Genomic DNA, 13,694 nt, shown 5'->3' on the forward strand with positions numbered 1-13,694 from the left:
ATGTCCTCTTTTAACGAAATGATCAACAACATCACCCCCGATATCTACGAGAGCCTGAAACTGGCCGTGGAAATCGGCAAGTGGTCCGACGGTGGCAAGCTCACCGCCGAACAACGCGAGCTGTCGCTGCAGGCGATGATCGCCTGGGAGATCCAGAACCTGCCCGAGGACCAGCGCACCGGCTACATGGGCCCGCAGGAATGCAGCTCCAAGTCGATTCAAGTGCCCAATATCCTGTTCAAATCGGATGCCATCCATTGATCGAGATTGGCCGCGGTGCAATCAGCAAAATGTCGGCGCGCCTGGACGGGCTGAACGTGCAATACGCTTTCCGTCTGGGCGAAACCGAAGTTCCGGTCAATCCGTTGATCGGTACCACGGTGCGCCTGGAATACCTGGGGGCGATCCACTGCACCCATTGCGGACGCAAGACCAAGACCAGTTTCAGCCAGGGTTACTGCTACCCGTGCATGACCAAGCTGGCCCAGTGCGACGTGTGCATCATGAGCCCGGAGCGCTGCCACTTCGAGGCCGGCACTTGCCGGGAACCGGAGTGGGGCGAGAAGTTCTGCATGACCGACCACGTGGTGTACCTGGCCAATTCGTCGGGGGTGAAAGTCGGGATAACCCGCGCCACCCAGCTGCCGACCCGCTGGCTCGACCAGGGTGCGAGCCAGGCCTTGCCGATCATGCGCGTATCGACCCGCCAGCAGTCCGGTTTCGTCGAGGACCTGTTCCGCAGCCAGGTGGCCGACAAGACCAACTGGCGTGCTTTGCTCAAGGGCGATGCGGCGGCGGTGAACCTGGTTGAGGTCCGCGATCAACTGTTCGACAGCTGCGCTGAAGGCTTGCCGGGGTTGCAGCAGCGATTTGGCTTGCAGGCGATCCAGCCGGTGACCGATGTCGAACCGCTGGAAATCCGCTACCCGGTCGAGCAGTACCCGGCGAAGATCGTCAGCTTCAACCTGGACAAGAACCCGATTGCCGAAGGCACGCTGATGGGGGTCAAGGGCCAATACCTGATCTTCGACACCGGCGTGATCAACATTCGTAAATACACGGCTTACCAGCTCGCCGTGCATCAGTAAGGACTCCAGCATGCGCACCGAACAACCGAAGATGATCTACCTCAAGGACTATCAGGCGCCCGAGTACCTGATCGACGAAACGCACCTGACCTTCGAGTTGTACGAGGACCACAGCCTGGTCCATGCGCAACTGGTGATGCGCCGCAACCCCGAGCGTGGCCCGGGCCTGCCGCCGCTGGTGCTGGACGGCCAGCAGCTGGAACTGCTGTCGGTCACTCTGGCCGACCAGGAGCTTTCCGAGGCGCAGTATCAGCTGACCGAGAATCACCTGACCCTGCACCCGACCAGCACCACCTTCACGGTCGATACCAGCGTCCGGATCCACCCGGAAACCAATACCGCGCTGGAAGGCCTGTACAAGTCAGGCACGATGTTCTGCACCCAGTGCGAGGCCGAAGGCTTTCGCAAGATCACCTATTACCTCGACCGCCCGGACGTGATGAGCACCTTCACCACCACGGTCGTCGCCGAACAACACAGCTATCCGGTGCTGCTGTCCAACGGCAACCCGATCGCTTTCGGTCCCGGTGAAGAAGGCCGGCACTGGGCGACCTGGGAAGACCCGTTCAAGAAACCGGCGTACCTGTTTGCGCTGGTGGCCGGTGACCTGTGGTGTGTCGAAGACAGCTTCACCACCATGAGCGAGCGCAACGTGGCGCTGCGCATTTACGTCGAGCCGGAAAACATCGACAAGTGCCAGCACGCCATGAACAGCCTGAAGAAATCCATGCGCTGGGACGAAGAGGTCTACGGTCGCGAGTACGACCTGGACATCTTCATGATCGTCGCGGTCAACGACTTCAACATGGGCGCCATGGAAAACAAGGGCCTCAACATCTTCAACTCCAGCGCCGTGCTGGCCAAGGCCGAAACCGCCACCGATGCCGCACACCAGCGGGTCGAGGCGATCGTCGCCCACGAATACTTCCACAACTGGTCGGGCAACCGCGTGACTTGCCGCGACTGGTTCCAGCTGTCGCTCAAGGAAGGCTTCACCGTGTTCCGCGATGCCGGTTTCTCCTCGGACATGAACTCGGCCACGGTCAAGCGCATCCAGGACGTGGCGTACCTGCGCACCCACCAGTTCGCCGAAGACGCCGGCCCCATGGCCCACGCCGTGCGCCCGGACAGCTTCATCGAGATTTCCAACTTCTACACCCTGACCGTGTACGAGAAGGGCTCGGAAGTGGTCGGCATGATCCACACCTTGCTCGGCGCCGAAGGCTTCCGCAAAGGCAGCGACCTGTACTTCGAACGCCACGACGGCCAGGCCGTGACCTGCGATGACTTCATCAAGGCCATGGAAGATGCCAACGGTGTCGACCTGACTCAGTTCAAGCGCTGGTACAGCCAGGCCGGTACACCGCGTCTGGCGGTGAGCGAGACCTATGACGCGGCGGCAAAAACCTACAGCCTGACCTTCCGCCAGAGCTGCCCGGAAACCCCGGACAAGGTTGAAAAACTGCCGTTCGTGATCCCGGTCGAACTGGGGCTGCTGGATTCCAAAGGGGCAGCGATTGCCCTGCGTCTGTCCGGTGAAGCCACCGCGCAAGGCGCCTCGCGGGTCATTTCGGTGACCGAAGCCGAGCAGACTTTTACCTTCGTCGACATCGCCGAACAACCGCTGCCATCGTTGCTGCGCGGCTTCTCGGCGCCGGTGAAACTGAGCTTCCCGTACAACCGCGACCAGCTGATGTTCCTGATGCAGCACGACAGCGACGGCTTCAACCGCTGGGATGCCGGCCAGCAATTGTCGGTGCAGGTGCTGAAAGAGTTGATCGGCCAGCAACAGAAGGGCGAAGCGCTGGTACTCGATCAGCGTCTGGTGTCTGCGTTGCGCACGGTGCTCTCGGATGAGTCGCTGGATCAGGCCATGGTCGCCGAAATGCTGTCGCTGCCAAGCGAGGCGTACCTGACCGAGATCAGCGAAGTGGCGGATGTCGAAGCGATTCACACGGCCCGTGAATTTGCTCGCAAGCAATTGGCCGATGCGTTGTTCGAAGGTCTGTGGCTGCGTTATCAGGGCAATCGCGAACTGTCCAAGCAAACGCCGTACGTGGCCGAAGCCGAGCACTTTGCCCGTCGTGCCTTGCAGAACATCGCGCTGTCGTACCTGATGCTCAGCGGCAAGCCGGAAGTTGTGGCGGCGACCCTGGAGCAGTTCGATGCGTGCGACAACATGACCGAGCGCCTGACCGCACTCGCCGTGTTGGTCAATTCACCCTTCGAAGCCGAGAAAGCCAAGGCGCTGGCCAGCTTCGCCGAGCACTTCAAGGACAACCCGCTGGTCATGGACCAGTGGTTCAGCGTCCAGGCCGGCAGCGTGTTGCCCGGCGGCCTGGCACGGACCAAGGCGTTGATGCAGCACCCGGCGTTCAACATCAAGAACCCGAACAAGGTGCGGGCGCTGGTCGGTGCGTTTGCCGGGCAGAACCTGATCAACTTCCATGCGGCCGACGGTTCAGGGTATCGCTTCCTGGCGGATCTGGTGATCGAGTTGAATGGCTTTAACCCGCAGATTGCTTCTCGGCAGTTGGCGCCTTTGACTCGCTGGCGCAAGTACGACAGTGCTCGTCAGGCTTTGATGAAGGGGGAGCTGGAGCGGATTCGGGCTTCGGGTCAACTGTCCAGTGATGTGTTTGAAGTGGTCAGCAAGAGTTTGGCCTGAGTTTGTTGTTGACCTTGGCGGCCTTCGGGCCGACCAGGGTTGTGGGTTGATTGAGTACATATCCATTCCTGCGGTAACGACGACTTATGGTTCCGCTCTTACAACGGGTCACTTTGGCAAACGCCCCAAAGTAACCAAAGGTCTCGCCCCTTACGTACGGCCCCTCGCTAAGGCTCGGCGTTCCTTCGCTGCGGTATTCATCCGGGGGCATTGCCCTCCGGTCGGCTTCGCTTCGACCTACATGCAATGAGTTCGACTGCGTCGAACGGCGCTGCGCGCCAATCCCCGGATAAACACCTCCACTCAGCCTGCCGAGGGGGCGGGTGGATCAAGATCAAAAGCTGCAGGCGAGCTAACGCTCGGCCTGATGAGTGGTGAAAAGCGTGGGTGTACGCCGATCAACTGTAGGAGCTGGCTTGCCAGCGATGGCGGCCTGACGGCCGACCAATTTCTTTCAGATGTCCCCGCTCCCACATTTGAGCGGTGTCGAGCGCAAAATCTGTGTACAACCACGTCCCCTGTGGGAGCGAGCTTGCTCGCGATGACGGCCTGACAGCCGACCAGGTCATCACAGACGAACGAACCCAACAAACAGGCCGGCCGGTAGGCCGCCTCGAGCGCTGTTGCGGTGTACGCCCCCTCGTGAGGCCGAGCGCAGGTTCTGCGCAGTGGGCAACCCGGCATGGATGCCGGGTTAGCTGCCGCCGGCCATGGATGGCCGATGGCGGCGGGCCCACGGAGCAGGACCGGAGCGAGGGCATGCCGAGCCTTGGCGAGGCACCGAACGTCAGGGGCAAGAGCCCTTGGTTACTTGGGGCTTTTCCAAGTGACCCGCCGTAATTGGATGGACTCGCCCGCGCCGAGGCGTCAATGCGCCACGGGGGCAGTCTAAGAAGCCACCGACAGCGAGGGCGAATCCATGAAAAAGAATACGACGGTTAAACAGTCCCTGTCTCCAACCGATCTATCGACATGCACGACAGTGGCAGTCGATCTTGCCAAGCAGATATTCCAGGTCGCGGGGGAAGATGCCCTTGGCCAAGTGCTTTACGAAGAGCGAATCAAGTCGCGTGAAGCCTTTCATACCTTCCTGCGCAAACTGCCGCCAACCGTAGTGGTGCTGGTAGAAACGGGCCCAGGCGCTCAAGCATGGGCGCGGCAGCTACAGGCTCAGGGCAATCTGGCGCGAATTCTTCCGGCGCAACTTGTGGCCAAGCACCGCAGCGGCGCCAAAAATGATCGTAATGATGCCCGGGCCATATTGCGTGCGGGGCGCGACAGCAAAATTGCGGCGGTCCCCATCGAAAGTGCCACAGCACTGGCCATGCAGGCCTTGCACCGTGCCCGGCAGGGTTATGTGCGTCGGCGCACAGCCATGAGTAACCAGATGCGGGGCTTGCTGATGGAACACGGTATAACCCTGGCACAAGGTGATGTCGCTATCAGTCAGACCCTGCCTCGGGTGCTGGAAGACGCGACACAACCATTGCCAGACATATTGCGTGAGCTGATAGACGAGCTGCTGGGCGAGTGGCGTCAGTTAGGCGAACGGATCAACGTGCTGACCGGTCGCCTGGAGAGCGCCGCGAACGAGGATAAAACAGCCCGGCGACTGATGACCGTGCGCGGTATCGGCCCGATCATCGCCACAGCGCTTTTGGCCAAGGAGACCGAACCTGAACGTTTTGCCAATGCACGCCAGTTCGCGGCCTACTTTGGCATGGTGCCTGAGCAGAACAGCAGTGGGCAGAAGATTCGCCTGGGCAGGATGAGCAAACGAGGCGACAGCTATGTGCGCAGCCTGATGGTTCAAGGGGCTCACGCGGTATTGAGGCATTTGCGCCCTGATTCAGAGCAGCCCGACGATCGTCGGTTGCAACGTTGGCTGGGTCGACTGGGACGCAAGGAAGCGGCGATACGGTTGGCGAACCGCAACCTTCGAATCGTTTGGGTGCTGCTACAAAATGACCAGACTTACCGCAGCCAACCGGCCAATGGCCGGCCAGCTGCGCCAAGTTACTGATCGACAGCGTTCTGCCTCCGGGGCGCCAAGGCGCTCCAGCCCCTGCTAGAAAACATTGACCCCAGGTCAGACCGTCGCGGATCGATGCCTGCGCCCTTACCGGCCTTCGAGGCCTGAACGTAATCGGCATGCCGCGAGCTCAACCAATGTTGGCCAGAAGCCGAAGACAGCTTCCTCGAACAGGCCTTATACATAGATGCAACCGGGTAGCAGTGTTTGAAAAGCAGGTAGACCGTAGGGGCGAGTCCATACATAAGGGCGGAACCAATAGCGGCCGTTACCGAAGAAATGGATATGTACACCGAACACCGAACACCGAACACCGAACACCGAACACCGAACACCGAACACCGAACACCGAACACAACCACCCACCACCAAAACCCCAATCACCCCACCTGATACCCAACCATTCAGAACAACCCCCCATCCCCCCCGGTTAACAAAAGATAACGTGGCGTCGATTGTCAGACATGAAAAAACACCGATAGGATAGGCCAGCTTCCGAAGGGGCTCTGGATTGCGGGTTTCAGGACTATGCTCTGAAACAACCGGTCCAGACACGCACCCTTGCGGCGCCCAGAAAGGTTGAACGACCTAACAATAATAATGGGAGAAGGTCTATGAGTGAGCCTGTCATGGGTGTGGGTATCTGCCGCCCGCCGGCATTACGCAAATTCGCGTTGCTGGCCACAGCGCTCTCGCTGTTGGGCTCTGCCATGCTGTCGGCGCCTGCGTTGGCCGCGGCGGCGCCAGCATCCGATGTTGTTTATTCCATTGAATCCGCCAAGGCTGCCAAAAGCCTGATGCTCGATGTCGTCCACGCCGGCAAGCGCCTGGTGGCGGTCGGGGATCGTGGGCACGTCCTGTATTCCGATGACCAGGGCGCCACCTGGACCCAGGCCAAGGTCCCGACTCGGTCCCTGCTGACGTCGGTGTTTTTCGTCGATGACAAGCACGGCTGGGCCGTCGGCCATGACGCGCAGATCCTCGCCAGCGAGGACGGCGGCGCGACCTGGACCAAGCAGTTCGAAGATCTGACACGCGAATCGCCGCTGCTCGATGTCTGGTTCAAGGACGTCGACAGCGGCTTTGCCGTGGGCGCCTACGGTTCGCTGATGGAAACCACCGACGGTGGCAAGCATTGGGAAGACGCCAGCGATCGCCTCGACAACGAAGACCAGTACCACCTGAATTCGATCGCTGCGGTCAAGGACGCCGGGCTGTTCATCGTCGGCGAGCAGGGCAGCATGTTCCGTTCCGCGGACTGGGGCCAGACCTGGGAGAAACTCGAAGGTCCGTACGAAGGCTCGCTGTTCGGCGTGATCGGTACGGCGCAGCCCAATACGCTGCTGGCCTACGGTCTGCGCGGCAACCTTTACCGCTCCACGGATTTCGGTAGCAACTGGGAGCAAGTGGAGCTCAAGGCGGAGCGTGGCGACCTGGAGTTCGGGCTGTCCGGCGGCACACTGCTCGATGATGGTTCCATCGTGATTGTCGGCAACGGCGGCTCGGTGATTCGCAGCAGCGACAATGGCGAAACCTTCAAGGTGGTCAACCGTCCGGACCGGATTTCGGTCTCGGCAGTGACGGCGGCAGGCAATGGTAATCTGGTTCTGGCCGGGCAGGGCGGCGTTCGCGTCACCTCGCCGAGCGGCACCGAGTCGGGCAAATGAGCCGGGTTAATAATAAGAAGGCGGAGCTATGACTTCCTTGAGTACTCATCACCAGGACAAGGCGACGTTCCTCGAGCGCCTGATCTTCAACAACCGCCCGGCAGTGATCACGATCTGCCTGCTGGTCAGTATTTTCCTGTTCTGGCAGGCGACGCTGATCCGTCCGTCCACCAGTTTCGAAAAAATGATCCCGCTGGAGCATCCCTTCATCCAGAAGATGATGGAGCACCGCAACGATCTGGCGAACCTGGGCAACACCGTACGGATTTCGGTGGAAGCCACCGATGGCGACATCTTCTCCAAGGAGTACATGGAGACCCTGCGTCAGATCAACGACGAGGTGTTCTACATCTCCGGTGTCGACCGTTCCGGCCTCAAGTCGCTGTGGAGCCCGAGCGTTCGCTGGACCGAAGTGACCGAAGAGGGCTTCGCCGGCGGTGAAGTGATCCCGCAGAGCTACAACGGCTCCCAGGCCAGTCTCGACTTGCTGCGCAACAACGTGCTCAAGTCCGGTCAGGTCGGGCGGTTGGTGTCCAACGACTTCAAGTCGAGCATCGTCGACATTCCGTTGCTGGAGTCCTACCCGGACCCGCAGGACCAGGGCAAGCTGCTGGCGCTGGACTATCGCAAGTTCTCCCACGAGCTTGAAGACAAGATCCGCACCAAGTTCGAAGCACAGAACCCGAACGTGAAGATCCACATCGTCGGTTTCGCCAAGAAAGTCGGTGACCTGATCGACGGCCTGGTGATGGTGGTGATGTTCTTCGGAGTCGCCTTCGTCATTACCCTGATCCTCTTGCTGTGGTTCACCAACTGCCTGCGCAGTACCGTCGCCGTGTTGAGCACGACGCTGGTGGCAGTGGTCTGGCAACTGGGCCTGATGCACTTCTTCGGCTTCGGGCTCGACCCCTATTCGATGCTGGTGCCGTTCCTGATCTTCGCCATCGGTATTTCCCACGGTGTGCAAAAGATCAACGGGATCGCCCTGCAATCGAGTGAAGCGGACAACGCCCTGACGGCGGCGCGCCGTACGTTCCGCCAATTGTTCCTGCCGGGGATGATCGCGATCCTCGCCGATGCGGTGGGTTTCATCACGCTGCTGATCATCGATATCGGCGTGATCCGTGAGCTGGCCATCGGCGCATCCATCGGTGTGGCGGTGATCGTGTTCACCAACTTGATCCTGCTGCCGGTGGCGATTTCCTATGTCGGCATCAGCAAGCGCGCGGTCGAGCGCAGCAAGAAAGACGCGGTGCGCGAACACCCGTTCTGGCGTCTGCTGGCGAATTTTGCCAGTGCGAAAGTGGCCCCGGTTTCCATTCTGCTGGCTCTGATCGCCTTTGGTGGCGGCCTCTGGTACAGCCAGAACCTGAAAATCGGCGACCTCGACCAGGGTGCCCCGGAACTGCGTCCGGACTCGCGTTACAACAAGGACAACAACTTCATCATCAACAACTACTCGACAAGTTCCGATGTGCTGGTGGTGATGGTCAAAACCAAGTCCGAAGGCTGCTCGCGCTATGAAGCCATGGCGCCGATCGACGAGTTGATGTGGAAGATGCAGAACACCGAGGGCGTGCAGTCGGCGATTTCCCTGGTGACTGTGTCCAAGCAAATGATCAAGGGCATGAACGAAGGCAACCTGAAATGGGAAACCCTGTCGCGCAACCCTGATGTGCTGAACAACTCCATTGCCCGCGCTGACGGCCTGTACAACAACAGTTGCTCCCTGGCGCCGGTGCTGGTGTTCCTCAACGATCACAAGGCCGAGACCCTGGATCGCGCGGTGCATGCGGTGCAGGAGTTCGCCAAGGAAAACAACAAGGAAGGCCTGGAGTTCATCCTCGCTGCCGGTAACGCCGGGATCGAGGCGGCCACCAACGAGGTGATCAAGAAGTCCGAGCTGACCATCCTGATCCTGGTGTACATCTGTGTGGCGGTCATGTGCATGATCACCTTCCGTTCGTGGGCGGCGACCTTGTGCATCGTGCTGCCGCTGGTGCTGACCTCGGTACTCGGCAACGCCCTGATGGCCTTCATGGGCATCGGCGTGAAAGTGGCGACCTTGCCGGTCGTGGCGCTCGGGGTGGGGATTGGCGTGGACTACGGCATCTACATCTACAGCCGCCTGGAAAGCTTCCTGCGTGCCGGCCTGCCGCTGCAAGAGGCGTACTACCAGACGCTGAAATCCACCGGTAAGGCCGTGCTGTTCACCGGTCTGTGCCTGGCGATCGGCGTGTGCACCTGGATCTTCTCGGCCATCAAGTTCCAGGCCGACATGGGTCTGATGCTGACCTTCATGCTGCTGTGGAACATGTTCGGTGCGCTGTGGCTGTTGCCGGCACTGGCGCGGTTCCTGATCAAGCCGGAGAAACTGGCGGGGCAGAAGGGCAATTCGTTGTTCGCCCACTGACCGTTTCGTTGCCCTGACACCGAAAGCCGCGACCTGAAAAGGCGCGGCTTTCGGCGTTTCTGGCGGCGTACTTCGCAGTTGGCGACTCGACTACCGAACAGGCAACAGGTCCAGAAACAGCCTTTGATCCGGTGGAGGGGTAATGGGGCTGTAGAGGTCGCGGATGATCACCTTGCTGTCCGGCCCGGCCTGGGCAATCAGATCCTTGAGGGTCATGAAGCGATGTTCGGGGCGTTTGAGGTGGGCGATGGTGTAGGTCGAGGGCGCGCTGTTCGCCTGGGCGTAGTGGAAATGCGCGTACCACAGCACCCTGTCCGAGTTTTTCTCCCGAATGGCGAATTCCGTCAAATAGTCTTTGGCAGCCGTCCGCTTCAGTGCCTGTACCAGACCGATGTCCACTGCCTGGCGATCCCGAAGGTACTCGATATTTTCCTGCCGGGGACGTTGCGCCTTGTATCCCTCGATGCAATGTTGCTGGCCATTGTGCCGGGTTTGGGTGGCCGTACTGCGTAATGATTCAAGCACGTTGTTGATTTGCGGGTTGTCTGGATGGGCGTGCTCCAATTCGCTGGCCAGCGTTTCGATCCGTTTGGCCTGGTGTTCCAGCATGTCGCTCCAGTCGCGGGGGTTGAGCTCATCTCGCCGTTGCGGATCACTGAGCTTTCTTTTCTGAAATTCGATCGAGCGTTCAATGGCCGGGATTTCATCGATCAGCCGCTGCCCCTCCGTGCGCAGCGTGGCAAACGAACGCGGTTGCGGTGTTGGGGTCGGCTGCACAGGCGCGGCGTCGACAATCTCGACCCATCCCTCATTGGGGTGCTCCATGAACCGTCCACTGACCTGGAGGGTGACCGGGTTTCGGGTGACGATGGTCGGAAACGGCATGCCGGTGGTTGCCGGTTCCAGCTCTCCGACCAGGGTGCCGTTATCCCGCGACTTGAACACGCGCTTGGTTTTCGACGGTGCTTTCACGGCTTTGTAGGTGACGGGCAATGGCGGCAGAAATTCGTCCTCGCGCAACAGATCGGCCAGTTCCGTCTCGGCACTGTCCCGTGCGATTTCCAGTCGCTCCATCAGCAGCGCCATGTAGCGTGGGCGGATCAACGAGGACCCAAGCTCCAGCAGTGAGGCGTTGATTTGCAGGCGCCTTTTGTAGTGCTTGATCAGGTTGATCAGGACGTCCTTGCGCTCCTGAGAGGTAAAACCATCCGTGGTCAGCAGATCCAGGTGGGAGTCTTCGAGCGCTGACATGGCGACCTGACGATCTTCATGAACTTTGAGAAAGTACTGTTCCTGCGGCGTTTTCGCCTCGACGGTGGTATCAATGCTCAAGATGTTGAGTATGTCGAGCGATTCGAGGATGGCGGTGACTCGGTTGTAAAACCTTCGGTCAGGATGGCTTTTGAGGTATTTCAGGCGTTGTGCCGGCCCGGTCTTGAAGTTCTGCGCAAGCTCTGTCAGAACCCCATCCTGCATGATGATTGCCTGGGTATGTCGTTCGGAGGCGGCAAAATTGGTTTCCAGTAGGTCGTACATGCGCTGGGCGCCTTCGATGTCACTGATGTTGTGTTGCAATTCAATCAGCGACTCGCCTTGCTCGGAAATGAAGCTGGCCAGGTAGAGGGACGCCAGCCGATAGATTCTAAGTCCGTAGGCGGACAGGATCGCGGTGTACTCGCTGGTCGCTTTTGCCTCGTATTCGAAGCGCGCGTCTACGTCCTTGAGTTGTCGATAGGCCTGGATCAAATCGCGACGGGCCTGGATCAACTGATCGACAATGACCTGATCTCTTTCCTGCAATATCTGGAAATTAAGCCGGCTGCGCGATCGTGCAATGACCCTGAGCCGGTGGTCGCCCTGGAGGGCCTGATCCTCGGGCGATGCGCGAAGACGTATATGGGCGGTTTCCAGTTCGTTGTCGGCGCTGACGTACACGGTTCTTGCGGCTTCCAGTTGCCGGTCCATATCCCTGGCCTGTCTTGCCAGCGTCGATACGGCCCCACCGATTCGATTGACCTCAACGGTGGCTTGCTCACGTTTGTTTTCTATTTCCGCCAGTTTGGCTTTGAGGCGATTCTTGGGGCCTCCGCCCTGCAGCTTCAGACCCGTGTCCAGCGACCATCTGCCTTGTCCGTCAGTCTTGAGCCTGAACCCGGGATGGAGCGGCTTTTGGGGATGAATGATGTAAACGTCGCCGACTCCCGCAACGACATTGACCTTGAACAGCAGTCCTCCCAGCGAGGCATGCCATTGGTTGTCGATACGGTACAAGCCCTTGAGCGTTCCGGTCTCAACGGGGGCGGGTACCGGAGCCGGCCAAGCGACATTCAGCTCGAGTAATGCATTCAACAGACGCCGGCTGGAGGAGTCCCTGGCGGTGGAGTGAATGAAATCGACCTGTGTTTTGTCGGCGGCCGGGGGTTCGGCCGGCAAGCCAATCATGCCTTGCTCGATGACAGTCGTGAGTGGGGCGCCATCGAGGAGCGGTCGGCGCAGGTCGGCGAGTTTGAGCGGCGGCTCTACGGGGTGGAGTCTGGGCGCCGACGGATCGGAAGGGTGGGCCCGGGACGACGCGTGCAACAGGATCAAACCAATGTTGAGCAGCAGATCGACCCAGGCCAGTTCCCTGGCTGTCGGGTCATTACTGTGCAGCGCAGTCATATCGTTTTCCAGGCTGGCGGCCATTTGCAGCATCCAGCCGGCCACCATCGCTGGTCCACGTAGCAGAGGCAAAAGCACGGCGTTGAACAGTAACCAGCCGCCCTCGCGCAGGGTAGCCCAGCGACTTTCGGCGTTGGATACGGACTCTCTGTCAGACAAGTCGATGAGGGCTCGGGCGTTTCTGCCGTAGAGATACTGCGTCAGGTTTCCGCTGGTCAGTGCCTGTGCCAGCGAGCCCGGTACTGCTTCGGTGTTAGAGTCTTGCCCCAATTGTGCCGGCTCCGGTTTTTCCCAGCGGACCGTGTCGTCTCCTAGGCCAAAGCGCAGGATGTGGGGGCTGTTGAACCCGTCATGGCTGTAGATCGGCCTGGCCTTGTCCGGCAACCAGTTCAGCACGCTGTCTTGCAGCGCACCGGGTTGTGCAATGGCATTGAACAGCGCTTCACGGCTCGCGAACTGCCGCAATGAGTCCTGGTACACCGGTCGATACAGGATATGCGGCCCGATGGCGATGTCCCGCGGTTCAATGATGAACATGTTGTTGACCACATCGGCGGCGGCACCCGCTTTGCGGATGAAGGACAGGGCGCGAACGACGATGTCATTGCCGTCGACGACGCGTTCGGGTGCGTGGGTGTGCATGACGGCCTTGACGTAGCGGTAACCCAGAGAGCTCACGCCGTGCTCGCCCCGGATTTTGTGCTCCAGCGCCTGAAGCGGCAGGTGTACCTTCAAGGTCTGGCCAAAAAGCGTCTCGCGGCGTTGTGATTCGCTGTTGTCATCAAGCAGCAGCGTTTTGAGGGTTTGAGGGTAGCGCTCCCCGATGTTCACCCGACTGATCAGTCCCTCGGTGCTGCTCAGCAGACCTTTTTCACCCAGGATGTAGTCGGGGGTCAGCCACTGCGGGACGGGTTTGCCTGTCTTGTCCGAGATGGTCATGCTGCCGGAGGGGGCGGCGCTGAGATTCTGGATGGCCAGTTCGATCAACGTCATGGGCACGCGGGTAACGAAACCGCTGCCCAGATCGCCTGCCGCCACCTGGAAATTCAGCAACAGGTCGTCCGGTTCACAATCGGCGTCGGGATGATCCTTGCGTAACTGATCACGCAAGGCGTTGGCGGTGAAGTCATGCAGGTTTTCGATGCCGTCGAGGAACGACTTGCCC

At 60.0% G+C, this 13,694-nt stretch carries 7 protein-coding genes; 6 read left to right on the forward strand and 1 reads right to left on the reverse strand.

What is annotated here, in order from left to right:
• From AC3IX1_RS12670 to AC3IX1_RS12695, 6 genes are all read left to right on the forward strand, one after another.
• A complete protein-coding gene (locus AC3IX1_RS12670; protein WP_056727623.1) occupies positions 1-261 on the forward strand; it encodes a YeaC family protein in 261 nt (86 codons plus the stop codon).
• Positions 258-1,088 (forward strand): DUF2797 domain-containing protein, encoded by an 831-nt coding sequence (locus AC3IX1_RS12675; protein ID WP_489388442.1) that lies wholly within the window; start codon positions 258-260, stop codon positions 1,086-1,088. The genes AC3IX1_RS12670 and AC3IX1_RS12675 overlap by 4 nt, the downstream gene beginning before the upstream one ends.
• A gap of 10 nt (positions 1,089-1,098) precedes the next feature.
• A complete protein-coding gene (gene pepN / locus AC3IX1_RS12680) occupies positions 1,099-3,756 on the forward strand; it encodes an aminopeptidase N (protein ID WP_489388443.1) in 2,658 nt (885 codons plus the stop codon).
• A gap of 919 nt (positions 3,757-4,675) precedes the next feature.
• Positions 4,676-5,779 (forward strand): IS110 family RNA-guided transposase, encoded by a 1,104-nt coding sequence (locus tag AC3IX1_RS12685; protein WP_489388444.1) that lies wholly within the window; start codon positions 4,676-4,678, stop codon positions 5,777-5,779.
• 623 nt (positions 5,780-6,402) lie between these two features.
• Positions 6,403-7,455, forward strand: a complete 1,053-nt coding sequence (locus AC3IX1_RS12690; protein ID WP_489388445.1) for a WD40/YVTN/BNR-like repeat-containing protein — start codon at positions 6,403-6,405, stop codon at positions 7,453-7,455.
• A gap of 28 nt (positions 7,456-7,483) precedes the next feature.
• The gene (locus tag AC3IX1_RS12695) at positions 7,484-9,868 is read left to right on the forward strand and encodes an efflux RND transporter permease subunit (protein ID WP_489388446.1); all 2,385 of its coding nucleotides are present in this window, start codon (positions 7,484-7,486) and stop codon (positions 9,866-9,868) included.
• Positions 9,869-9,958: 90 nt separating this feature from the next.
• On the opposite strand, the gene AC3IX1_RS12700 is transcribed toward AC3IX1_RS12695, so the two are convergent.
• Positions 9,959-13,672 (reverse strand): dermonecrotic toxin domain-containing protein, encoded by a 3,714-nt coding sequence (locus AC3IX1_RS12700; protein WP_489388734.1) that lies wholly within the window; start codon positions 13,670-13,672, stop codon positions 9,959-9,961.
• Positions 13,673-13,694 lie beyond the last annotated feature (22 nt).

The sequence above is a fragment of the Pseudomonas sp. KH_046_2 genome (assembly GCF_057838985.1).

Excerpts from the sequence above, each read along its gene's own strand:
- AC3IX1_RS12670 (WP_056727623.1), top strand. The coding sequence starts at position 1 with ATGTCCTCTTTTAACGAAATGATCAACAACATCACCCCCGATATCTAC.
- pepN (WP_489388443.1), top strand. The coding sequence starts at position 1,099 with ATGCGCACCGAACAACCGAAGATGATCTACCTCAAGGACTATCAGGCG.
- AC3IX1_RS12685 (WP_489388444.1), top strand. The coding sequence starts at position 4,676 with ATGAAAAAGAATACGACGGTTAAACAGTCCCTGTCTCCAACCGATCTA.
- AC3IX1_RS12690 (WP_489388445.1), top strand. The coding sequence starts at position 6,403 with ATGAGTGAGCCTGTCATGGGTGTGGGTATCTGCCGCCCGCCGGCATTA.
- AC3IX1_RS12695 (WP_489388446.1), top strand. The coding sequence starts at position 7,484 with ATGACTTCCTTGAGTACTCATCACCAGGACAAGGCGACGTTCCTCGAG.